This is a genomic window from Paenibacillus jamilae (assembly GCF_050482105.1).
GTDB classification, from domain to species: Bacteria; Bacillota; Bacilli; order Paenibacillales; family Paenibacillaceae; genus Paenibacillus; species Paenibacillus jamilae_B.
In genome coordinates this window covers 115280-138391 of sequence record NZ_JBCNHI010000023.1, presented here as the reverse complement: position 1 = coordinate 138391, position 23112 = coordinate 115280, and the positions used below count along the sequence as shown (strand labels likewise).

Here is a 23112-nt window from a genome sequence, read left to right as displayed (position 1 = left end):
AATGTAAATCTCTAATGCAACGGTCTAACGTTAGCCTAGAGACAGCAGAGGCCTTCGCATTAAACCCCGTGTTCAAGGAGGTATACTATGTCACAAGCGATAACTGGGCAGGAGCTTGCTTCTGTTGCACCAGTGCCTGCATCCGCACCGCCCAACAGGGTTACAACTGAAGCCCCTTGGGTGAAGTGGACGCTCATTGGGGCTGCTTTTTTAGCTTTGCTCTGGGTGTTGGTATTGCCGCTAATTGTCGTCCTTACCGAAGCACTCAAGCAGGGATGGAGCGTATACGTTGAAGCGCTTCGGGACCCGGATGCCATGTCCGCATTGCGGTTGACGCTACTGGTGGCAGCGATAACGGTTCCACTGAATACGGTATTTGGTGTAGCTGCCGCCTGGCTGATCACGAAATTTCAATTTCGCGGCAAAGGCTTGCTGGTCACCTTAATTGATTTACCCTTTGCGATCTCGCCTGTCGTCGGAGGCCTGATGTATGTATTAGTGTTCGGCGCACAGGGCTGGCTTGGGCCGTGGCTGTACGAGCATGATATTAAAATTATTTTTGCTTTGCCGGGCATTATTTTGGCAACACTGTTCATTACCTTTCCTTTTGTAGCACGCGAGCTTATTCCGCTGATGGAAGATCAGGGACAGCAGGAGGAGGAAGCGGCGGTCACGCTGGGCGCGCGCGGCTGGCGTATTTTCTGGCAAGTGACGCTGCCGAACATCAAGTGGGGTTTGCTGTATGGCATTATTCTGTGTAATGCGAGAGCCATGGGGGAGTTCGGTGCAGTATCCGTTGTCTCGGGACATATTCGGGGAGAGACGAATACACTTCCACTGCATGTGGAGATTTTGTATAACGAGTATCAGTTCTCGGCATCTTTTGCGGTGGCCTCGTTACTGCTGCTTCTTGCTCTGGCAACCCTGGTGCTTAAAAGCTGGTTTGGACGTAAACGCGTGCATTAATTGAGATTGTGTATATGATCCAATAGGGCCTCTCTTTATGTCTATCGTCTGTATACGGCGAGAAGATGGGAAGAGAGGCTCTTGTTCTAAGGTGGCTTATATGGATAATAAAATGATCATATCAAGGCACGTCAGTGTGCCCAGGAGGAGCGAAGGGAAATATGAAACATCCGTTTCAGTCCTATCGTCAGTTGTTTCCGGTGCTGTCCTCACATATCCATGTAGGAAGCTGTTCCCAGGGGGCGATATCGAGACCGGTTTCCGCGGCCATTGAGGAATACCATCGAAGTTTGCTGCAACACGGTCATAACGGCGCCCTATCTATGGCACGTTTGGAGGAAGCCAGAGGGCATTTTGCCAAACTCATCGGGGCGGAGCCTAACGAAATTGCGGTGCTGTCCTCAGCCTCTGAAGCGATTGCCGGTGTGGCCACTGCCCTTCCTTATGTGCCGGGAAAAGAAGGGATTGTGTATGCGGACACCGACTTTCCGACGGTGGGGCACATCTGGCAGGCGCAGGAGCTGTTCCGTGATCATATTTGCTGTATCCCTTCTACGGAGGGAGAAGTGACCCTAAAGCAGTATGAGGAGCATATTAAGGAGAATACTGCGCTTATTATGGTGTCCCATGTGAATTATACCAACGGATTTCAGCAGGATCTCAAATCCATTGCCAATATAGCTCACCGAAATCAGGCGTTACTGTTCGTGGATGCTTATCAGTCTACAGGCATGATTCCGGTGGATGTAAAGGCAATGGACATAGATATTCTAGTCGCAGGAGCACGCAAATATATGCTGGGGATACCAGGCGTGGCGTTTCTTTATATAAGCAAAGACCAAATAGACCGCTTCAAGCCTCGTCTTACAGGCTGGCTCGGACAGGAGCCCTCCTCCCGGTTTGATATTGCTCATCCGGCTCCAGCGGCGGGAGCTCGCCGCTTTGAGACAGGATTACCTTCCTTCATTAGCATCTTTGCTGCCAATGCAGCCTTAAAGCTGCTACTGGAGATTGGGGTCACGGACATCCAGTCCTATATGTATGAGCTGATGGACTTTTCATTTGAATATGGACGCAGTAAAGGGTTACACATACGCATACCTGACGGAGGAGGCACATTACCAAGCCTGCTCGCTGTTGAAGTAGCCGACGTGTTGGCGGTAGAGAGGCATTTGCGGAGCCGGAATATGATTGTGTCGGCACGAAAGGATGTCATCCGTGTGGCCCCGCATTTTTACAATACAGCAGAGGAAGTTCGGCGAGTTATCGATGAACTGGCTGGGAGTTGTTGAATAGCAAAAGCCTCTTCCGAGTCAATGGGGGCATTGCATGTCCCTTTTACACAGGAGAGGCTTTTGTTGAGTTAGAAATTTTTAATTATACGATCCGTTTACGCAGCCAGCCGGATACCAGATCCGTCAAAATGATCAACACTACAATGCCGAGTAAAATAACGCCTACCCGGTTCCAGTTGCGCATTTGGAGTGCAAACAGCAGCGGAGTACCAATTCCGCCTGCACCTACCAGACCGAGCGTGGTTGCGGACCGGATATTAATTTCAAAACGATAGAGCGAATAGGAAAGAAACTGTGGAATCACCTGCGGCAGCACGGCGAAGAAAATGACCTGCCAACGGTTGGCGCCGCATGCAATCAAAGCTTCCTGCGGCCCGTGATCGACACTTTCAATCGTTTCTGAGAACAGCTTGGCCAGCATGCCGATCGAGTGAATGCCGAGGGCAAGCACACCTGCAAATGAGCCGGGACCCACGGCTTTAATGAATAGGATAGCGACGATCATTTCGGGAAATACCCGGATGACACTAAGTACAAATTTTCCGCTACCTGATAAGGTACGCAGACGGGTCATATTGCTGGATGCCCAAAAGGCAAACGGAAGGCAGACAAATGCGGACACGAAGGTTCCGAGCACTGAAATGACCAGTGTATCCAGCAACCCACGCAGCAAATCCTCCCCCTCAGGGATGTAGACAAACGACCAGTCGGGATGAAGAAAGCCGTCCAATATCGCAACTGATACGCTTTTGGCTGTCCCCTGTAATCCTTCAAACTGCATCCCGCGAAAAGCCCAAATATAAATAATAATTAGCAGAATGGCTATCGCCCATAAGCGCAGGCGGGGGCCAATAGGTCTGCGAAGCGTAGGATCATTCATAATAATTTCCTCCGTAGCAGATTACTGCCGTAATCAATCGCAAGGACGATGACGAGGGTCAGTAGAATAATAATGCTTGCCCGGTCATATCGGAATAGTCCGAGGGAGCGGTCAAGCAGCAGACCGATGCCGCCAGCGCCGACCAGCCCCAGCACAGAAGCTGCACGCACATTAACCTCAAAGGTGTACAGCAAATATGACACAAAATAAGGCAGTGCCTGCGGAACTACACCAAACGCGATAACTTGAATGCGGCTCGCGCCAACAGCAGTCATAGCCTCCAGGGGGCCAGGATCAATGGCTTCTATCGCCTCAAAGGTCAGCTTGGCGATGATCCCGAAGGAAAAGAAGAGCAGGGCAAGCATCCCTGCAAACGGTCCGATGCCGAATACGGCCACAAAGATCGAGGCAAACAGCAAATCGGGAATCGTCCGTACCAGATTCAGGATCGTGCGCATCGGCAGCGAGATCAGCTTGCGCGGCATCACATTATAAGCGCATAGCAATGCGACAGGGACTGCCAAAATGGCTCCCAGTGTCGTGCCGACAATGGCAATCTGGATTGTTTCCAGCATCGGTTTCCAGATCGTAGGCAGGTAACTCCAGTCTGGAGGAAACATTTCCTCCAGCAATTTGCCCATCTCCGGTAGGCCGACGATCAATTGGTAAGGCGTGGCATCCGTATGAATGGAGCAGGCCACCAGCACTACGATAAAAATCATCCAGGTAGCGTAACGCTTGTAGCGTCCTGGCAAAGGTGGCCCTGCGGACGGCTTGCCTGGCTGCGGCGGTCCAGCAGATGGTGACGGTTGCGTTGAAGAGAGCGGCTGGGCAGTAGAGTCGGGCTTCATGATCCCACTCCTAGCAGTTCATCATGCTTGATAGCCCGGCCGTAGATCTCCGCAAAAGCTTCATCCGTAGCCTCCTCCGGCGTGCCGTCAAACACGACTTCTCCCGCGCGTAAGCCGATGATCCGTGTTGCATATTCGCGCGCCAGATCAATGAAATGCAGATTGACAATGGTCGTAATCTTCATTTCACGGTTAATTCGCTGGAGGTCGTCCATCACCTGGCGGGTGGTCAGCGGATCGAGCGACGCGACAGGCTCGTCTGCCAAGATAATTTTAGCCTCCTGCGCCAGGGCACGCGCGATGGATACACGCTGCTGTTGACCGCCGGACAGCTCATCGGCTCGGCTGTAAGCTTTTTCGCGGATGTTTACGCGTTCCAGCGCCGTTAGTGCCAGTTCGATATCTTCCTTTGGGAAGAGACCGAGAATGGTCCGCAGCGTCGAATGATAACCAACGCGGCCGGAAAGTACGTTGCGAAGCACCGTCGAACGCTTAACCAGGTTGAAGCTTTGAAAAATCATGCCGATATCACGGCGAATGCGCCGCAGCTCGCTGCTTCCGGCAGACGTGACAGACCTGCCACCTACAACGATGTCGCCGGACGTAATGTCATGCAGTCGGTTAATGGAACGCAGCAGGGTGGACTTACCTGCACCGGATAAGCCGACAATGACGACCATTTCCCCCTCCTGAATCGTCAAATTAATATTGTTCAACCCTGTGGTGCCGTTCGGGTATGTTTTCGATACGTTTCGAAATTCGATCATTTGCTCCCAACTTTCTCCCTGATGGGGTGGAATGAAAACAACACCGCCATGAATACATGGACGGTGCTGCCCTGTCATTCGTAAAGCCTGTTTCGTAGCTGTTACTTTACTGCTTGGCCGACAGCTTCTGCGTATTCACGCACAGAGTCGAAGTTTTTATCGTCGCCCTTTTCATAACCTACATGGGTGTAAATTTCTTTAATAATTGCGCCGCCTTCAGGATCGTTGGCAATGTCGATAAAGGCTTGGGCGATTTTGTCTCTCCACGTTTGATCCATATCGGAACGTACGCTGACGGTGTCATTTGGAATTTTAGCTGTGTAATGAATGACACGTGTTTTTTCAAATACGTCCGGGATTTCCTTCTTCACTGTGTTACGTGCATCCTGGAAAACAGCAACAGCATCAACCTGGCCGTTCAGCAGTGCCAGAATAGCAGCGTCGTGGCCTTTGATCGTCACACCCTGCACATCCGTATCTGGGTCCACGCCAGCTTTTTTCAGCTCTGCTGCGGGATACACATAGCCTGCGGAGGAGGTAACATTTTGCCAGCCCACCTTCTTGCCTTTCAGATCAGCCAGACTTTGAATCGGAGAATCCTTTTTCACCACGATCATTGCTTTATAAAAGTTTACTTTTTCAGTCGTGTCCTTGCCTGTGGCATCTTCAATACCGTAGCGTTGAGCTTGCAGGAGCAAGTCGGCCGCTTTACGGTTATCGTGTGCCAGTACATAAGCGTTCGGCGGAAGGAATCCTACATCGACCTGTTTGGAAGACATGGCTTCCACAATTGTATTGTAATCAGGAGATACGGTTACTTTTACCGGAATTCCGAGCTTGTCCCCCAGCAGCTTTTCGAGCGGTTTTGCCTTGGCTTCGAGTGTATCTGCATTTTGAGAAGGAACGAACTGTACCTTTAACTCTTTAGGGACATAGGCTGTGCTTTCGTTTTTAGAGCCATCTGTACCTGGAGTGGAGGCGCTGTTATTATTGCTTGCATTTGAGCCACAAGCGGCTAAACCCGCTGCCAGTGTGAAGGTCATGCACAAGGTCAGTGCTTTTTTGAACAAAATAATTTCCCCCTAAATATCGTAATAACGAAGATTTAAAAAAACTGTAAATTCAGTGACAAACCAAATCTTAACAGCTAGTCCCGTAGCTAGGGTAAAAACCACTCCTGACTTTGGTAAAAATGATGTAAAATTTATCATCTGCTTAGGGGGCATAGGTGATATCTATGCGAATTGCTTATTTTAACATTCTCTTAACAGTGCTCTGTTAGACTTGTTCAAGCTCTATGACCGAAGCTGAGGGAGAGAACAAGATTGGACCAATTGGACATGAATGATAAGACAGGGCAGGAAAATGCAAGTGCTGCGAGGGTGAAATTCCGCATTATGGTTACAACCGATCTGCATGTCAGCTTGTGGAATTATGATTACTATACAGATCAGGAAACACTGCATTACGGTCTGGCGCAAACGGCTAGTCTGATTCATACGGCTCGGGCAGAGGTGCCTAATCACTTGCTGCTGGATAACGGAGATGTGATTCAGGGGAATCCGATGGGGGATTATGCTGTACAGCGGCTCCAACAGGACCCAAGCGAGGTGCATCCCGCCTATAAAGCAATGAATTTGCTGGGGTATGAGGCAGGCAGTATTGGTAATCATGAATTTAACTATGGGTTGGAATATTTGCAGACTTGCCTTCAAGGAGCACAGTTTCCTTATGTGAATGCCAACATTTATATAGCGGGAGAGGAAGAACAAAACTACTTCACGCCTTATCTGTTGCTGGATAAGACGGTAGAGGATGAAGCAGGCGGGAAGCATCTGCTGAAGGTGGGGGTCATCGGCTTTGTGCCCCCGCAAATTATGCAATGGGACAAGGCATGGTTGGAAGGGAAACTTATCGTCAAAGATATGCTGGAAACCGCAAGACGGTTTATTCCGGAAATGCAGGCGGCGGGAGCCGATCTCATTATTGCTATGCCCCATGCAGGCTTTGAGGATATTCCCGAAGCTCCCAATATGGAAAATGCGGTGCTGCATCTGAGCAGGGTGGAGGGGATCGATGCCATTGTGTTTGGTCATGCACATAAAGTATTTCCAGGCCCTTCGTTTGTAGGTATGACAGGTGTGGATACAGAGCAGGGTACTATCCATGGTATTCCAGCAGTAGAGCCGGGCTTCTGGGGGGATCATCTGGGTATCATTGATCTGGATCTGACCTTTATTGAAGGGAAGTGGCAAGTATCTGCATCTGCTGCCGAGGTACGCCCGGTATATGACCCGATACACAAGGAAGCACTCGTCCAACCCGATACTGCTATTCAGCAGGCGGTAGCAGCTGAACATGCGGGAACCCTAGATTATATCCGTGCACCTGTAGGCCAAACGACGGTAGCGGTGAACAGCTTTTTTGCACAGGTGATGGATGATGCCTCAGTTCAGCTCGTGAATGATGCACAAATTTGGTATGTGAAGCAGCAGATACAAGGGAGCGAGTATGAAGGGTTGCCCGTTCTGTCGGCAGCAGCTCCTTTTAAAACAGGCGGGAGATACGGTCCGGCGTATTATACCGATATTCCGGCGGGAACACTGGCAATCAAGCATATTGCCGATCTGTACAATTTTCCGAATACGCTGCATGTCGTTCGGTTGAGCGGGGCGGAAATTCGGGAATGGCTTGAGTGGTCTGCTGGTCAATTCCGGCAAATTGATCCTTCGGTAGAGGAGGAACAAGCGCTGATTAATTCTGAGTTTCCAAGCTTTAATTTCGATATCATCGATGGCATCAAGTACCAGATAGATGTAACACAGCCAGCCAGATACGATGCAGCCGGGGAATTAAAAAACCTGGATGCACACAGAATCATTCACATGTCTTTTGAAGGGGAACCGATGGATATGCAGCGGATTTATCTGGTTGTTACGAATAACTATCGCGCGTTCTCCTCTGCGCTGGTTAATCCGGGCGGGGAGCGAATTGTACTGGCTTCACCGGATGAGAACCGACATGTGCTGACTGAGTATGTGCGGCATATGAAGACGCTGACGCCAAAGGCTGATGGTCACTGGTCCCTCGCCCCATGGTCGGGTCGTCCACATGTGACGTTCCTAACCTCGCCGCAAGCAACGAATGTCACCAATACTTATTCTGAGTTGCTTTATGAAGGACTGACGGTAGAAGGATACGCTAAGTTTGCTCTTGATTTTCGATGATTTTAAAAAAATTTGCAAGTTGTGATCTTCTAAGTCCACAGCATCAAAATAATAGAAAAAGACTGTCTCTCAGAGGACGGTCTTTTTTCATAAAACAGATTTAAAATCGTACGAAATTCGTGATTTTATATGTCCTGAGTCGCGTTTAAAGTTATTGACCTGTCGTATAATTAGACATATACTTTGATTAAACAAATTTTGGTTTAAAAGGTAATGAAAAAGTCACCATCATTCGTTTGAGGGGGTGTCCCTTTGGAAAAAAACACCACGATCCGCGCAGAAATAGAAAAGTATATTCAAACTGAAGGTATTTCAATGCAATGTTTTGCAGATGCTTCCAAGGTAAATCCGGGTACACTTAGCGGTATACTTAACCGAAACCCGCCACGGCCTATTTCAGTTAATCAGCTTGATCTGATTACTGAGGCGATGGGATTGGAAGAAGGATCTTTGTTCGAGATGTATGTTGATGAATGTTTTATTCATTCCTTGCCCCACTGGAGAAGGCTGCGTCCGTTTCTTCTTCGTTGCTCAGAGTTGAACAAACTGGACTGTATACGCAGTGTGCTTGGTTATTTGATGGACGATTTATCGAATGTTCCGGCTATTTTTGAGACTGCAGAAGCGATGTTTGAGGATGGCCGACTTGAAGCCTCCATGCTTTTGTATGATTGTGTCATTGAGAGTGAAAAGTATACCCACTCCGAACGGTTGGCGATTAGCTATTTTCGTATATTCCAGATTCAGATTAAGGATAACCAACGGAACCTGAAGGCTGCTGTGCAATTCCATTTGTACCGTAGTCGTCTACCGGAAATTTATGCACTGGAAGGCTTACATATGCTGTCTCAAGTGTTTGCTTTAAAAATGCAATGGTCCGAGATGGAAATGTACGCGGACGAGCTAAGAGAGTTGGCGCAGGCATTGTATCGCAATCGGAACCGCTTTGGAGATGAGCACCTGGAGCTGCTTAAGCCGCTCGTTTATTACTATGCTCAAGGGCATCTGCTTAAGGCCAGCTGCTATGAGTTTCAGGGTAGATATGAGGAGTCCAAGCAATGGATTGAAGGTTACGCAGATTTGAGCTGGTTTGAGGGTTTGGACGAGGAAGGCTGGAAAGTGGTTAACCTGCATCGTGTATATGCACGGGGCAACCGACTTTGTATTGAAATCAAAATGGGCAACACTTCTGCAATCTATGAATATATTACTTACCTGCGCGAGCATCCGGATGAGACACTGGAGGGCTTGAATACGTTGCTCGAATCGGCGAACCGGTTTGGCTATTTCGTGGATGCCGAGCTGGAGCTATTCAGCCAGCAACTCAAGAGCTTTTGGGAGCTTGCACCGGAACAATGGGACACACATTATCACAGGCACTTTAATGCATTTCGCTTTGCCTCCTTTTGCAAGGTGTATGCGGAATATTATTTTCGAAAAGGCGATTACCCCAAGGGCTTGGGACAAACACTGCATTGCCTGCAGCTATCTGTCGATAACAGCTATACCGAGCATATCATTGGTTGCATGGCTTTATTTGAGCAGCATCGAAATTTTGCTACCTCAGGACAGCAGCAGTTGTATCAGAGTCTTTGCCTCGGCGTACGGGCAAATGAAAAAAATCATGCCTATGATCATAGTACGGGTGGGTATTTATAAGTCTAAATTCATTCAAATTCTTCATATAACACGTACTTACGAGGATGTTCCTATTCAGAGGGGGGATATTCTCGTTTTTTAGCTGTGGCTGGTTCTTGTGACTTTTCGTATGGAAGGGATAGTTTTGCGCGTTGACAAGTTTCGCATGCAGGATTAGGATAAATGCAGCACAGAAAGTGAAGGAGAGCATGTACTAATGACGATTCCCAAAACACTAACGATAGCCGGCTCCGACACAAGCGGCGGAGCAGGTATTCAGGCGGACCTGAAGACCTTTCAGGAGCTTGGCGTATATGGCATGACTGTATTGACTACCGTAGTTGCGATGGAACCTAAAACCTGGAACCATCTTGTATATCCTGTTGCGCTGGACGTGGTAGAAGCGCAGCTGCGTACTGTATTGGAAGGTATCGGTTTTGATGCAATGAAGACTGGTATGCTGGGTTCCGTAGATATCATCGAACTGGTGGCCAGCCATTTGAAAAAGCATGATCTGGAACGGATTGTGATTGACCCAGTTATGGTCTGCAAAGGCACGGATGAAGTGCTTCAGCCGGAAAATACAGAGGCCATGCTGGAATTGTTGATTCCTGGCGCTGACCTCGTGACACCGAACTTGTTCGAGGCTTCGCAGCTGGCAAAGAATGGTCCGATCACGACACTGGAGCAGATGCAGGAAGCGGCTGCTATTATCCATGAGCGTGGTGCTAAGCACGTGCTGATCAAGGACCGTGGCAAAATTCGTGCTGGTAAAGCGATGGATCTGCTGTATGATGGAATCACTTTTGACTGGTTTGAGGCAGACGTTGTACAAACCAACTTTACCCACGGTGCAGGCTGTACCACTTCGGCTGCGGTAACGGCTGGTTTGGCGCAAGGGCTGACTGTCCGTGAAGCTGTGGATCAGGCTAAGAAATTCATTACACAGGCCATCGAAGGTGGCTTCAAGCTAAATGAATTTGTCGGTCCAACTCTGCATGTGGCACACCGTTTGCAAAATCAATAAAGGAACGAAGGTCTGCAACATTAAGGAGACTTATAAATCTCCACCAGACTGTATATATATTGAGGTTACTTTAGATAACGACATCTATGATATATAGAGTTAGCCTCGGTGCAAAAGCCGCAATACATGGTATTGTGGCTTTTTCGATTGTATTTTATTGGAATTCCAGCTTCCAGTTTGGTCTAAACGTACTGTATAATAGGCATCAGGTTTATTACATTAAAGGGGGAAACGAAGCAATGACATTATTCAGCGAAATGGCTTACAGTCGGCCAGAGCAACCTGAAATTGAACAGCGGTTTAAAACGCTGTTGCAGCAGTTTCGTGAAGCGGACAGTGTAGAACGTCAAAATGAAGTTATTCATGCGATTAACAAGCTGCGCAGTAATGTGGAAACGCAATTGCAATTAGTAGAAGTTCGGCACTCCATTGATACGGAGGATGCCTTTTACAAAGCGGAGCAAGAGCACGCTGATGATTTCATGCCGGTTATTCAGGAGTATGTAACCGATTACTACCGGGCTTTGGTGGATTCTCCATTTAGAGCCGAGTTGGAGAGCCAATGGGGCAGCCAGCTCTTCAATATTGCCGAGGTAGCGCTCAAGTCGTTCCACCCCGATATCATTGAGGATTTGCAGCAGGAAAATAAGCTGACCTCAGAATATGCTCAATTGATTGCTTCAGCGAAGATTCCGTTCGAGGGAGAAGAACGCACATTGTCTCAGCTCCTGCCTTTTGAAATGGCGACTAATCGCGAGACGCGCAAACAGGCCTCTGAGGCCAAATATCAATTTATGAGTGAGCATGAGGATGAGCTGGACCGGATTTATGATGAATTGGTGAAGGTACGTACACGCATGGCACACAAGCTGGGCTATGACAATTTCGTAGAATTGGGTTATGCCCGCTTGGGACGTACAGATTACAACGCAGAGATGGTAGCCAATTTCCGTGAGCAGGTGCTGAAGCACATCGTTCCTCTAGCAACCAAGCTGAAAGAGCGCCAACGCGAGCGGATCGGAGTAGACCAGCTGCGCTATTACGACGAGGGCTTCAACTTCCTGTCAGGCAATCCTACGCCAAAAGGTGACCCGGACTGGATCCTTCGTCATGGAGCACGTATGTATGAGGAGCTTTCACCGGAAACACATGAGTTTTTCAGCTTTATGGTTGAGCGTGGACTGATGGATTTAATCAGCAAAAAGGGCAAGCAAAGCGGAGGCTACTGTACATTTTTAAGCGAATATGGCACGCCGTTTATTTTCTCCAATTTCAACGGCACATCCGGTGATATCGACGTATTGACTCATGAAGCAGGTCATGCCTTCCAGGTCTATGAAAGCAGACATTTTGAAATTCCCGAGTACCACTGGCCAACTATGGAGGCGGCTGAAATCCATTCGATGAGTATGGAGTTTTTCGCATGGCCTTGGATGAAGCTGTTTTTCGAGGAAGATACGGATAAATATCACTTTGAGCATCTATCTTCATCGTTGCTGTTCGTGCCTTACGGCGTAGCCGTAGACGAATTCCAGCATGCTGTATATGAACACCCGGATTGGACCCCGGCCGAACGTAAAAGTGCATGGCGTTCCATTGAACGCAAGTATAAACCGCATCTGGATTATGAAGGCAACGAGTACCTTGAGCAGGGTGGATTTTGGCATAAGCAGGGACATATTTTCCAATCTCCGTTCTATTATATTGACTATACATTGGCACAATTGTGTGCATTCCAGTTCTGGAAACGTATGCGGGAAGATCGAGCGACGGCGTGGGAAGATTATTTGAAGCTGTGCCGGGCCGGGGGAAGTCGATCCTTTACCGGATTGGTTGAGCTGGCTGGACTGATCTCACCGTTCCAAGATGGCTGTATCGCCTCTGTGATCGGAGAAATCGAAGCATGGCTGAATAGCGTGGATGATAAAAAGCTGTAAGCACAGCCCAAAAGGGCATTTCGCTTACCTGTCAAAGCTGAAAAGCTTGTAGATGAGATGCTTTTTTAAATGAAAACAGAGCAGTTGCATGAAAAAAGCCGGGAACCTCTACACGATGTAGAAGTTCCTGGCTTTGTGTGATTTTAGAGCAAATATATCCTATTAATGCTTGGTGTTAAGCGGCTTGAGATTGGCTTCAATCGATGCACGGCGCGACTCCAAAAATGGAGGCAGTGACAGAGATTCACCCAGAAATTCCAGTTCCTCGTCGGTGTCAAAGCCAGGTCCATCGGTAGCCAATTCAAACAGAATGCCATTTGGCTCACGGAAGTACAAGGAACGGAAATAAAAGCGATCTACAAAACCAGAGTTGGAAATTTGCAGCTGCCCAATACGGTCTACCCACTGTTTGAGCTCCTCCTCGGTTTCAACACGGAAAGCGACGTGATGCACACTGCCGCGTCCTGGTCGCTCTTGTGGCAGATCGTTGCGCTCTTCCAGATGGACCTCAGTTCCTGTACCGCCTTCACCTGTTTCGTAGATAACTACATCTGGTTGTCCAGCAACAGGGGAAGGGTAGGAGCCTTTTTTACGGAAGCCCATCACTTGTTCAAGAATAAGAATGGTATTCTCCGCTTTGGGAATGGTCAGATGAACCGGTCCAAGTCCTACAATGCCGTATTCCGCAGGGACAGGGCTTTTCTCCCAAGGCGTGCCGCCGCGCACTCCGTTGTCATGCTCATCGGAAATGAGGAAGAAGCGTTGTCCTTCAAAATCCTCGAACGAAAGCGCCAAGCGTCCTGCTTGATCTATAATTTCGCCATGCTTCACATCCAGCTGCTCGAAGCGATTTTTCCAATAATTCAACGCCTTGTCGTTCGGTACCCGCAGAGAGAGCGCTGAAATGCTGTTATTGCCTGTACGCGTTTGTCCCGCATGTGGAATTTCAAAGAAAGTGACTTCCGTACCCGCGGTTCCGCGCTCATCTCCGTAAAAGAGGTGATACACACTAACATCGTCCTGGTTCACCGTTTTCTTGATCAACCGAAGTCCCAATACCTGAGTATAAAAATCAACATTTTTAGCCGCTGCCGCTGTAATCGCCGAAACGTGGTGCAATCCTAACAATTTCATGTTATTTGCCCTCCTTGGTTTTATATGATTAGGTTTTTCAAAGCAAAATAAACCGTCGTCGTAAACTTTTCTTTATATTTATTATCTTGATATTAAGATATATTATTTTTGATTGTTTGTCAACATGAATTATGCACTAGCTCCAAAGACGGACAAAATAGATATTCGATATTGTGCAAAAGCAGATACAATAAAGCATCATATAACCCAGCATAGAAAAAGAGCATTTTATGATAAAGAGGTGTACTCGATGTATACAGAAAAGGATTTAACGATTAGGCCTGTTACAGAACAAGACCTACATGCGCTGTGGGTGTTAACTTACAAGGAAGAAGCACCGAAATGGAAGCAATGGGATGCGCCTTCGACCATTTGTTTAATACATTACCTTTAGTAAGAGTAGGCTTTACAACCTGGTCAGGAAACCATCGGATGATGAAGGTCGGGGAGAAGCTGGGCATGACCCTCGAAGCCAGGCTTCGCAAGTGCAGATATTATAATGGAAAGTATTATGATTCGATCCGAATGGGGCTACTGCGGGAAGAATGGAAGTTGTAACATTCAGTTTTGGTCGTCTCAACTCAAAAAGATCAAGCTGTCGGGATGCTCCTGGCGGCTCATTTGTCCTGCTTAAAAACCTCATCACATTGACAGATACAATATCACTGCTATAATTTATCCTAGTTGTTTTGATAATGATTATCATTATTGGGGGGAGGACAGGGCCGAAGCTTGGTACAGGTTATTAGACAGGCTCCCTTAGTTAGAGATGAAATTGCGCTATTTAATACTGGTTTTTCTCGTACTGGCCTTTGCCTCGGTGTTTATCGGTGTTCACGATGTAACTCCACTTGATTTGTTCCACTTATCCAGCGATCAAGCGCAGGTGCTCCTGATTAGCAGATTCCCACGTTTGATTAGCATCATTATCGCAGGGGCGAGTATGAGTATCTGCGGGCTGATCATGCAGCAGCTTACCCGGAACCGGTTTGTTTCGCCGACCACCGCAGGCACGATGGATGCAGCACGATTAGGTGTGCTGATGGCCATTATGGTGTTTGGAGCGGCGGGTTTTTGGACGAAGATGCTGACGGCTTTTGGATTTGCTCTAGGGGGAACGCTGATTTTCATGAAGATACTGGATAAAATCCGGTTCAAGGACCCGGTATTTATCCCGCTGGTTGGTCTGATGTTTGGGGGTATTTTAAATTCGGTGACGACTTTTTTTGCCTACAAATACAATCTGATTCAGGGCATTTCTTCGTGGATGCAGGGGGATTTTTCCCTAATTATGAGTGGCCGCTACGAGATGCTGTATCTCAGTGTTCCTTTGGTCGCGTTGGCGTACATATATGCGAATCGTTTTACAATTGCAGGCATGGGTGAGGATTTTGCGGCTAATTTGGGCGTACATTACAAGCGCACTGTCAATGTTGGTTTGGTGATTGTGGCTTTGGTGTCCTCTGTTGTCATCTTAACCGTCGGTACGATTCCCTTTTTGGGGCTGGTTGTACCCAATCTGGTCAGTATGTACATGGGGGATAATCTAAAAAAAAGCCTAGCACATACAGCGATCTTGGGCGCCGTGTTTGTGCTGTTTTGCGATATTTTGGGACGGGTGATCATTTACCCATATGAAATTTCGGTAGGGCTAACGGTTGGTGTGATCGGGAGCGCGTTGTTCTTGTATTTGCTGTTGAGGAGAAGGGCTTATGAATCCTAAATTAAAAATCGGAATATTAGCCGCTGCCGCGCTTGTGTTGATTGCTGCTTTTGTGTTTATTGATCTTCCACACACCTGGCATTACGCGTTGCCACGACGATTGAAGAAGGTTGCAGCCTTCATTTTGACCGGTGGCTCCATTGCTTTTGCGACCGTTATTTTTCAGACGGTTACGAATAATAAGATTTTGACTCCGGGTATTATCGGGCTGGATTCACTGTATATGCTGATTCAGACGACGATTATTTTTGCGTTTGGTTCCGTCCCGTTGATTTCGACTAGCAAAGAATTAAACTTTTTGCTGTCAGTAGGGATGATGGTGTTATTCGCAGGATTGCTATACAAGTTAATTTTCCGCAAGGATGGACGTGGGATTTATGTACTTCTGCTGATCGGTTTGGTGTTTGGTACATTGTTCAACAGTCTGTCTACCTTTATGGAGGTACTGATTGATCCGAATGAATTTGCGAAAATTCAGGACAAGAGCTTCGCCAGCTTTAGTAATGTAAACACTGAACTGTTATGGCTTTCTGTAATCATTCTTGTGCTCGTACTTGCTTATGCATGGAGATTCATTAAGTACTTGGACGTGCTGTCGCTCGGACGGGAGCATGCGATTAATTTAGGGCTTCCTTACGGTTATATCATCAAAAGATTGCTGATTATTGTAGCGATTCTCATCTCTATATCCACGGCACTTGTTGGACCGATCACATTTCTCGGATTAATTGTGGCCAATGTGGCTTATCAGGTGATGAAGACGTATCAGCATCGTTATATTATTCCGGCCTCCATCTGTGTTAGTGTCATAGCTTTGGCTGGGTGCCAACTGCTGGCAGAGAGAGTATTCGACTTATCGACAACAGTCAGCGTCATTATTAACTTTATCGGGGGGGTGTACTTCCTGTACCTTTTGCTGCGGGAGAATAAATCATGGTAGAAGTCAAAAATGTATCCAAGCGCTACGGGAGTAAAAATGTGGTGGATCAGGTATCCGTTACTGTACCCAAAGGCACCATTACCTCCTTTATTGGGCCTAACGGCGCTGGGAAAAGCACTCTGTTGTCGATGATCAGTCGCCTGTCAGACAGTGATGAAGGAGAAATCCTCATTGATGGGCAGGTCGTGAGCCTGACCAAAAGTGAGGAGCTGGCTCGAAAGATATCCATTTTAAAACAGACCAATGATATCAACATCCGCTTAACCGTGAAGGAACTGGTCAGCTTTGGACGTTTTCCGTATTCGAAGGGCAGATTGAACAGCGAGGATCGCAAAATGGTGGAGCAGTCTATGGCCTACATGGGACTGGAGGATATGAAGGACAAGCATATTGATTTGCTGAGTGGGGGACAGCGTCAACGGGCCTTTATTGCGATGATTCTGGCACAGGACACGGAATATATCCTGCTGGATGAGCCGCTGAACAATTTGGATATGAAGCATTCGGTTCAGATTATGAAGACGCTGCGCAATTTAGTGGATGATCTGGGCAAAACGATCCTAGTGGTGCTTCACGACATTAACTTTGCTTCCTGCTATTCGGACTATATTGTCGGGATGAAGGATGGCAGATTGCTAAAACAGGGAACGGCTGACGAGATGATCGATAGTCAGGTGCTAAAGGATTTGTATGATATGGATATTCCGATTCAACAAATCGGCGATCATAAAATTTGTGTGTATTTCACTTAGGGGGAATGTAAAATGAAGAAAAATTCACTATTTTTAACACTGGTGCTTGCATTGGTACTGATCGTGTCGGCGTGTGGCAAAGCGGCTCCGGCAACACAGGAAGCGACAGGCGACGGCTCTTCGGCTGCAACCACGGAATCCAAAACCGTTTCGGTCAAACACGCATTGGATGAAAACCCAGTCCAAGTCAAAGTCAATCCGAAAAATGTCGTTGTTTTTGATTTTGGTTCATTAGATACGTTGGATAAGCTAGGAGTAGACGTTGCGGCGGTAGCGCAGCAGGATCTTCCTACGTATTTGAGCAAATATAAAGATTCCAAATATGCAAGTGCGGGTACGCTGTTTGAGCCGGATTATGAGAAAATCAGTGATCTCTCTCCTGAACTGATCATTATCGGCGGCAGACAAGCTGATGCCTATAAAGAGTTGAGCAAAATTGCACCGACTATTTCGATGGCTGTAGACACCAAGGATTATATCAATTCCTTTAAGAAAAACGTTGAAACGCTGGGGCAAATCTTCGATAAAGAGGATGCTGCCAAACAGGAACTGGCTGCGATTGATAGCTCCATTAAGGCTGTACATGACAAGGCTGTAGCGAGCAAGGCTAAAGGCTTGATCGTACTAACAAATGAAGGAAGCCTGAGTGCATATGGCTCACAGTCCCGCTTTGGTATCATTCACGATGCTTTTGGCGTGACTCCTGTAGATCCTGACATTAAAGTATCGACACATGGACAAAAGGTTTCTTTTGAATATGTGCAGCAAAAAAATCCAGATTATATTTTTGTCGTTGACCGTGGGGCCGTGGTGGTCGAGAAAGGCAAGGAACAGGTTACAGGTAAACAAACCATCGAGAATGAACTGGTGAAGAAAACCAATGCCTATAAAAACGGACATATTGTATATCTGGATCCTAACTACTGGTACCTGTCAGGTAATGGTCTGGAATCCGTATCTGAAATGATCAAGGAAATAGATGCTGCACTGTAATGCATACATTTACATCATGGGGGATTATGTAGGATGAAAGGTCATGTAGATGAAATTTCATTAGATGGGTATCTTGTGCACGTCTATACACCTCCCGTATCTGTGAACCATAATGAGCTGTATCCTGTGCTGTATGTGCAGGATGGCAGCTCTTTATTTCTAAGCGGGTTGGATGAGCTGGAAAGAGGTTTTTCTACGGGAGAGCTGCCCCGTGTCATGCTGGTGGGCATTCAGCCCGTGAATCGGCTGGATGATTATACGCCTTGGAAGGCAGCTGCCTTAGTAGAGGAAAGACCTGCTTTTGGCGGTGGTGGAGATGCGTATCTAGCGTTTGTGGTTACAAGGGTAATGCCATACGTCGAGGCAAAATATCCAGTGCAAACAGGGCTGGAGCATACAGGGATGATCGGCGCTTCGTTGGGCGGACTGATTTCCATGTATGCAGCCTTCCAGTATAAGGACATATTTGGACGCATTGGTTCGATCTCGGGCTCGTATTGGTTTCCAGGTATGATCGATTATATGCAATCTGCACCATTTGCTACTGTAATGACTGGGACACATCGTGTATATATCTCTGTCGGGACGCGTGAGGGTGAAGGAAAGGCAAATGTACAAAAAGATATGGTTCCGTTGACCCTCCAGGCACACGAGGTGCTGCTGACACATGGATTTGATAGCAAAGATTTGCTGCTTGAGCTGGAACAAGATGCGGTGCATCGTGTGGATTGTTTTCAGCGTCAGTTTCCCAAGGCTATCCAATGGCTGTTCGGATAGCATCAAACGGAATACGAATTTTATACAACAACTTCAAAGAATTGGAGAGCGTGGAGTCTCTATGTCTTTGGGGTTGTTTTTTTTGTATGTATTTTTCGTATAATAGAGAAATGTTAAAAATTTAAAGTTATACGTCATTGAAGTGAGGGGAGAAAACCATGAAAAAAAACCGCCTGGGAGCATCGGATTTGCTGGTAGGTGAGATTGGCCTGGGATGTATGTCGGTCGGAACGGAGGAGCAGCAAGCTGTTTACTTGATTCATGAAGCGTTAGACAGGGGCGTAAATCTGTTGGATACGGCCGATTTGTACCAGCATGGACGCAATGAAGAAATTGTAGGGGCAGCCGTCCGTGGACGGCGGCAGGATGTCATTCTGGCGACCAAGGTCGGCAATAAGCGTATACCGGGGCAGGAGGGCTGGGAATGGGACCCGTCCAAGAAATATATCCTGTCAGCCGTTAAAGAGAGTTTGCGCCGCCTGGGAACGGACTATATCGACCTGTATCAGTTGCATGGAGGGACGATTGACGATCCGATCGATGAAACCATTGAGGCTTTCGAGCAACTACAGCAGGAGGGCGTTATCCGTTACTATGGCATTTCATCTATTCGTCCGCATGTCATCCGTGAGTATGTCGAACGCTCGAATATCGTTAGTGTTATGAATCAGTATAGTTTACTGGATCGGCGGGCAGAGGAAGAAGTATTGTCTTTGCTTCAGGAGCGGGGAATCAGCGTGATTGCACGTGGACCTGTGGCGAGTGGCGTATTGGCCGACAAGGGCGAAGAAAAGGTAGCCAAGGGATACCTAGACTACGAAGAAGCAGAGCTGCTGGAGGTGCGTAAGCAATTAAAGGCATTTGCAGGATCGGACCGCAGTATGGAGCAGACAGCGATCCGTTATAGCCTGTCTCATCCGGCTGTCGCGGCTGTGATTCCGGGTGCAAGCTCTTTGGGACAATTGGAGCATAATATTTCTGCAGCAGATATTGCTCCGCTAACTGAACACGAGCGAGAGACGCTACAGCAAATCACCCGGGCCAATCGTTATGATGCGCAATACCGATGATTCGAATATTAACAGCAGTATGGGGCGGGTTGTTCTCCCCGCGTTATCTTTACCTTTTGGACGGAAAATCGGTTAAACGTGTACTCGCTGTAGTTGCAATATATAAAAGAAACATTACAATATAAGAATGAACTTAAGTTAATCTACCATCATTTGGGATGGAGATGTTCATAAATTTACTCTAGGAGGGACCAACGAATGGAACGCATCGAATCTGAGCAGCAATATCAGGATTTAATTAATGGTGACGGTCTAACCGTCGTGAAATTTGATACAACCTGGTGTCCAGATTGCAAGACGCTGGATAAATTTATGGACGGCATTATGAAGGAAAACGCAGATAAGCGTTTCTTTGCGCTGGATGCCGAGAAGTTCCAGCCGATTGCCGAAGAAAATCAAGTACGTGGCATTCCGAGTTTGCTCGTGTTCCGAAATGGCGAGAAAATTGCCCATTTGCACAGCAAATATGCCAAAACGCCAGCTCAAGTTTCGGAATATTTGAACACGCTAGAATCCAAACAATAATCAATACGCATGGTAGGGTGTAGATCAGGATGATCTACCCAAGCCCGCAATAGCACAAAAGGGATATCCAAGGCTGCCTCTAAGGCCACCTGGATATCCCTTTTTGGTTTTAGAATACCAAATAATGTTTACAAAATAATGTTTACAAAATAATGTTTACAAAATAATGAAAAAGAACACAGCCGCCAGCACAAAACGGTAGATAGCAAACGTAGTCAAGCTCAAGCGCTTGAGCAGACCCAGGAACGTTTTGATCGCCAGCATCCCAACGATAAAGGCAGTAATAAAGCCTGCTGCGAACACTGGGAAGTCACTCATAGACAGATGATCCATGCTTTTAATCATATCAATACCCGATGCACCCAGCATGACCGGAACAGACACGAGAAATGTAAATTCCGCGGCTGCCGTATGACTGACACGTGCGAATAGGCCCCCAGACATGGTTGAGCCTGAACGGGAGAAGCCTGGCCACAGAGCTAGGACTTGGAACACACCGATGGTAAAGGCTTGTTTGTACGTAATCTCATCCAACGTATGTGATCTAATAGCCGGATGAAATTTTTCAGCCGCGATCATGAGCAAGCCCCCGATGACCAAACTGTACAAAACTGTTTCAGGACCAAACAAGTACTGCTTGATCACATCGCGGAATAGTACACCAATTACCCCTGCGGGGATCATGGCTAAAATAATATGCAACAGGTTTAGACGCGGTTGGCTTGAGACTTTGCGTCTGAAATCAAACAAGCTGAGGAATCTGCGCCAGTACAATACGACGACCGCCAGTACAGCACCTAATTGTACGATAACCTCAAATGTTTTGACCGTATCGTTCTCGGTGTTCAACCCTAGAAGATCAGCCGTAAGGATCATATGACCCGTCGAAGAGACTGGCAAGAACTCTGTCAGCCCTTCAATAATTCCCATAATAATAGATGATAAAATATCCAATTTACTAGCTCCTCCTTACACGCATGTAGGGCAAACAACCTGAGTCGTTTGCCCTAAAATATGTCATTTCAGTAGGAGTGAACGCAAGTGTCAAGTGCAGTATACTGGTCGCTCAGTTCACAAAGGTTCACTCCTGGGAAGAAGTGTCCGATTCCGTTTCCATGTCCGAGATCGGGGATTTGTGGTGTAAAATAATTTCCACCCGACGAATACGATTTTTACCCATTTCACGAATGATAAATTTCACATCATCTTCTATGAATTCCTTACCCTGTCTCGGTTCCGGAACCCGGCTATACACCCACCCTCCGACAGTATCCACGTCTTCATCATCCAATGTCAAGCCCGTTAGATCACTCAGATCGGAAAGCATCACTTTACCATCCATCAAATAACTGTTCTCCGTCAGTTTCTCGATTTCCTTCCGTTCATCCTTATCAAACTCGTCCCGGATTTCGCCAACAATCTCCTCTAAAATGTCCTCAATTGTAATCAGACCAGAGGTTCCACCATATTCATCGACCAGGAGAGCGATATGAACCTGCTCCTTCTGCATACGTTTCAGCAGTGTATTGACGGGGATAACTTCCGGTACGGTCAAGATCGGTTGAATCAGGCTATCGAAAACAAGCTCGGGATTGCGATCATACTCAAGGAATAGCTGCTTGGTATTAATCATACCAATGATCTGATCCTTGCTGTCTGTCGCTACCGGAAAACGGGTATACTGTTCTTCATGAATAGTCTGCATGTTTTCTTTGAGCGAGCGATTCGTAAACAAGCATACCATATCTGTACGTGGCACCATAATTTCTTTGGCAACGGTCTCGTCAAAAGCAAAGATACGATTCACGTAGCCATATTCGGTGTTATTGATCTTACCACTTTCCACGCTTTCGGACAAAATGATCTGAATTTCTTCCTGAGAGTGCGCTTCTTCATGCTCACTAGCCGGTTGAAGACCAAACAGACGAACCAGGCGATTGGCCGAGCCGTTCAGGAGCCAAATAAACGGATACATAATTCGGTTAAACCATACGATGGCTGGAGAGGCTAACAGGCTGACAGCTTCCGCCTTGCGAATCGCCAAGGTTTTGGGAGCCAGTTCGCCGATCACCACGTGCAGGTAAGTTACAATGACAAATGAAATAATAAAGGCCAGGATATGTGAAAACTCCCCATTGATGTTGAGCTGTTGAAAGAGAGGCTCCAGCAATTTGACTACAGTCGGTTCACCGAGCCAGCCGAGTCCTAACGCTGTAATCGTAATACCAAGCTGACAGGCGGACAGGTAGCCGTCCAGATTATTGACGACTCTTTGTAGCGCCAGTGCGTTTTTACGGTTCTCCACCACCAGCTGATCTACCCGGCTGGAACGGATTTTAATAATCGCAAACTCGGTAGCCACGAAGAAAGCACTAAATAAAATCAACACCGCAAACAAAAATAGACTGACACCTATACCCATATAATTTTCACTCATCCCTTTTTCGTTCAATTTTTTAAGGAGCTCTATTTTGAGTTCACTTGAACTTATTTTAAGAACTTAAAAGAAAATATACAAGGTTCATATGGAATCGTAGCAGGTCACCTACCTCTAATTTACACGAAAAATAAGGCATAATAGAACCCGCACGGCTCATTGCTTCACTTTAC

General features: G+C 47.1%; 20 protein-coding genes and 1 pseudogene. 14 read left to right on the top strand and 7 right to left on the bottom strand.

The window, feature by feature from the left end; genetic code table 11:
* Positions 1-87 precede the first annotated feature (87 nt).
* Both cysW and ABEW32_RS23410 read left to right on the top strand, forming a co-directional pair.
* Positions 88-966 carry a sulfate ABC transporter permease subunit CysW gene (cysW, locus tag ABEW32_RS23415; RefSeq protein WP_430192284.1) on the top strand — a complete coding sequence of 293 codons (879 nt, stop codon included), beginning with the start codon at positions 88-90 and terminating at the stop codon, positions 964-966.
* Positions 967-1127: 161 nt separating this feature from the next.
* Complete coding sequence (locus ABEW32_RS23410; protein WP_430192282.1) at positions 1128-2258, top strand: aminotransferase class V-fold PLP-dependent enzyme; 1131 nt, start codon at positions 1128-1130, stop codon at positions 2256-2258.
* A gap of 85 nt (positions 2259-2343) precedes the next feature.
* Here the strand turns inward: ABEW32_RS23410 and phnE (ABEW32_RS23405) are convergent, their stop codons facing one another.
* From phnE (ABEW32_RS23405) to ABEW32_RS23390, 4 genes are all read right to left on the bottom strand, one after another.
* Positions 2344-3141 carry a phosphonate ABC transporter, permease protein PhnE gene (phnE, locus tag ABEW32_RS23405; RefSeq protein WP_430192280.1) on the bottom strand — a complete coding sequence of 266 codons (798 nt, stop codon included), beginning with the start codon at positions 3139-3141 and terminating at the stop codon, positions 2344-2346.
* Positions 3138-3992 carry a phosphonate ABC transporter, permease protein PhnE gene (gene phnE / locus ABEW32_RS23400; RefSeq protein WP_430192278.1) on the bottom strand — a complete coding sequence of 285 codons (855 nt, stop codon included), beginning with the start codon at positions 3990-3992 and terminating at the stop codon, positions 3138-3140. The genes phnE (ABEW32_RS23405) and phnE (ABEW32_RS23400) overlap by 4 nt, the downstream gene beginning before the upstream one ends.
* A complete protein-coding gene (phnC, locus tag ABEW32_RS23395; RefSeq protein ID WP_430192425.1) occupies positions 3989-4759 on the bottom strand; it encodes a phosphonate ABC transporter ATP-binding protein in 771 nt (256 codons plus the stop codon). The genes phnE (ABEW32_RS23400) and phnC overlap by 4 nt, the downstream gene beginning before the upstream one ends.
* Positions 4760-4860: 101 nt before the next feature.
* Complete coding sequence (locus tag ABEW32_RS23390) at positions 4861-5829, bottom strand: phosphate/phosphite/phosphonate ABC transporter substrate-binding protein (RefSeq protein ID WP_430192276.1); 969 nt, start codon at positions 5827-5829, stop codon at positions 4861-4863.
* A gap of 255 nt (positions 5830-6084) precedes the next feature.
* Here ABEW32_RS23390 and ABEW32_RS23385 point away from each other — a divergent pair, with 255 nt between their 5' ends.
* The 4 genes from ABEW32_RS23385 to ABEW32_RS23370 all read left to right on the top strand — a co-directional run bounded on the left by ABEW32_RS23385 (position 6085) and on the right by ABEW32_RS23370 (position 12588).
* Positions 6085-7986 (top strand): bifunctional 2',3'-cyclic-nucleotide 2'-phosphodiesterase/3'-nucleotidase, encoded by a 1902-nt coding sequence (locus tag ABEW32_RS23385; RefSeq protein ID WP_430192274.1) that lies wholly within the window; start codon positions 6085-6087, stop codon positions 7984-7986.
* Between the two features lie 252 nt (positions 7987-8238).
* Positions 8239-9645 (top strand): DNA-binding protein, encoded by a 1407-nt coding sequence (locus tag ABEW32_RS23380; RefSeq protein ID WP_430192272.1) that lies wholly within the window; start codon positions 8239-8241, stop codon positions 9643-9645.
* A gap of 196 nt (positions 9646-9841) precedes the next feature.
* On the top strand, positions 9842-10651 hold the full coding sequence (gene thiD, locus ABEW32_RS23375; RefSeq protein ID WP_430192270.1) for a bifunctional hydroxymethylpyrimidine kinase/phosphomethylpyrimidine kinase: 810 nt from the start codon (positions 9842-9844) through the stop codon (positions 10649-10651).
* 239 nt (positions 10652-10890) lie between these two features.
* Positions 10891-12588, top strand: coding sequence for a M3 family oligoendopeptidase (locus ABEW32_RS23370; RefSeq protein WP_430192268.1), 1698 nt, complete (start codon positions 10891-10893; stop codon positions 12586-12588).
* Positions 12589-12750: 162 nt separating this feature from the next.
* Here ABEW32_RS23370 and ABEW32_RS23365 read toward each other — a convergent pair whose 3' ends face one another.
* Positions 12751-13722 carry a ring-cleaving dioxygenase gene (locus ABEW32_RS23365; RefSeq protein WP_430192266.1) on the bottom strand — a complete coding sequence of 324 codons (972 nt, stop codon included), beginning with the start codon at positions 13720-13722 and terminating at the stop codon, positions 12751-12753.
* Between the two features lie 250 nt (positions 13723-13972).
* On the opposite strand from ABEW32_RS23365, the pseudogene ABEW32_RS23360 reads away from it, so the two are divergent.
* The 8 genes and pseudogenes from ABEW32_RS23360 (at position 13973) to ABEW32_RS23325 (ending at position 20502) form a co-directional block, all read left to right on the top strand.
* Positions 13973-14280: pseudogene (locus ABEW32_RS23360) on the top strand (GNAT family N-acetyltransferase).
* 211 nt (positions 14281-14491) lie between these two features.
* Positions 14492-15445: an ABC transporter permease gene (locus ABEW32_RS23355; protein ID WP_430192264.1), complete on the top strand. Its 954-nt coding sequence runs from the start codon at positions 14492-14494 to the stop codon at positions 15443-15445.
* A complete protein-coding gene (locus ABEW32_RS23350) occupies positions 15435-16385 on the top strand; it encodes an iron chelate uptake ABC transporter family permease subunit (RefSeq protein ID WP_430192262.1) in 951 nt (316 codons plus the stop codon). Before ABEW32_RS23355 ends, ABEW32_RS23350 begins: the two co-directional genes overlap by 11 nt.
* Complete coding sequence (locus tag ABEW32_RS23345) at positions 16379-17137, top strand: iron ABC transporter ATP-binding protein (protein ID WP_430192260.1); 759 nt, start codon at positions 16379-16381, stop codon at positions 17135-17137. Before ABEW32_RS23350 ends, ABEW32_RS23345 begins: the two co-directional genes overlap by 7 nt.
* Positions 17138-17149: 12 nt before the next feature.
* Positions 17150-18130, top strand: coding sequence for a siderophore ABC transporter substrate-binding protein (locus ABEW32_RS23340; protein WP_430192258.1), 981 nt, complete (start codon positions 17150-17152; stop codon positions 18128-18130).
* Between the two features lie 33 nt (positions 18131-18163).
* On the top strand, positions 18164-18907 hold the full coding sequence (locus tag ABEW32_RS23335; protein ID WP_430192256.1) for an alpha/beta hydrolase: 744 nt from the start codon (positions 18164-18166) through the stop codon (positions 18905-18907).
* A gap of 158 nt (positions 18908-19065) precedes the next feature.
* Entirely contained in the window at positions 19066-19977 is a 912-nt protein-coding gene (locus ABEW32_RS23330) for an aldo/keto reductase (protein ID WP_430192254.1), read from the top strand.
* A 198-nt stretch (positions 19978-20175) separates the two neighbouring features.
* Complete coding sequence (locus ABEW32_RS23325) at positions 20176-20502, top strand: thioredoxin family protein (RefSeq protein WP_430192252.1); 327 nt, start codon at positions 20176-20178, stop codon at positions 20500-20502.
* A 156-nt stretch (positions 20503-20658) separates the two neighbouring features.
* On the opposite strand, the gene bacA is transcribed toward ABEW32_RS23325, so the two are convergent.
* Together bacA and ABEW32_RS23315 are read right to left on the bottom strand one after the other, a co-directional pair.
* On the bottom strand, positions 20659-21456 hold the full coding sequence (gene bacA, locus ABEW32_RS23320) for an undecaprenyl-diphosphate phosphatase (RefSeq protein ID WP_430192250.1): 798 nt from the start codon (positions 21454-21456) through the stop codon (positions 20659-20661).
* 127 nt (positions 21457-21583) lie between these two features.
* Positions 21584-22924, bottom strand: coding sequence for a hemolysin family protein (locus ABEW32_RS23315; protein ID WP_430192423.1), 1341 nt, complete (start codon positions 22922-22924; stop codon positions 21584-21586).
* Positions 22925-23112 lie beyond the last annotated feature (188 nt).

Coding starts and splice junctions, on each gene's coding strand:
- cysW (WP_430192284.1), top strand. CDS start 88: ATGTCACAAGCGATAACTGGGCAGGAGCTTGCTTCTGTTGCACCAGTG.
- ABEW32_RS23410 (WP_430192282.1), top strand. CDS start 1,128: ATGAAACATCCGTTTCAGTCCTATCGTCAGTTGTTTCCGGTGCTGTCC.
- phnE (WP_430192280.1), bottom strand. CDS start 3,141: ATGAATGATCCTACGCTTCGCAGACCTATTGGCCCCCGCCTGCGCTTA.
- phnE (WP_430192278.1), bottom strand. CDS start 3,992: ATGAAGCCCGACTCTACTGCCCAGCCGCTCTCTTCAACGCAACCGTCA.
- phnC (WP_430192425.1), bottom strand. CDS start 4,759: ATGATCGAATTTCGAAACGTATCGAAAACATACCCGAACGGCACCACA.
- thiD (WP_430192270.1), top strand. CDS start 9,842: ATGACGATTCCCAAAACACTAACGATAGCCGGCTCCGACACAAGCGGC.
- ABEW32_RS23370 (WP_430192268.1), top strand. CDS start 10,891: ATGACATTATTCAGCGAAATGGCTTACAGTCGGCCAGAGCAACCTGAA.
- ABEW32_RS23365 (WP_430192266.1), bottom strand. CDS start 13,722: ATGAAATTGTTAGGATTGCACCACGTTTCGGCGATTACAGCGGCAGCG.
- ABEW32_RS23355 (WP_430192264.1), top strand. CDS start 14,492: ATGAAATTGCGCTATTTAATACTGGTTTTTCTCGTACTGGCCTTTGCC.
- ABEW32_RS23350 (WP_430192262.1), top strand. CDS start 15,435: ATGAATCCTAAATTAAAAATCGGAATATTAGCCGCTGCCGCGCTTGTG.
- ABEW32_RS23345 (WP_430192260.1), top strand. CDS start 16,379: ATGGTAGAAGTCAAAAATGTATCCAAGCGCTACGGGAGTAAAAATGTG.
- ABEW32_RS23340 (WP_430192258.1), top strand. CDS start 17,150: ATGAAGAAAAATTCACTATTTTTAACACTGGTGCTTGCATTGGTACTG.
- ABEW32_RS23335 (WP_430192256.1), top strand. CDS start 18,164: ATGAAAGGTCATGTAGATGAAATTTCATTAGATGGGTATCTTGTGCAC.
- ABEW32_RS23330 (WP_430192254.1), top strand. CDS start 19,066: ATGAAAAAAAACCGCCTGGGAGCATCGGATTTGCTGGTAGGTGAGATT.
- ABEW32_RS23325 (WP_430192252.1), top strand. CDS start 20,176: ATGGAACGCATCGAATCTGAGCAGCAATATCAGGATTTAATTAATGGT.
- ABEW32_RS23315 (WP_430192423.1), bottom strand. CDS start 22,924: ATGGGTATAGGTGTCAGTCTATTTTTGTTTGCGGTGTTGATTTTATTT.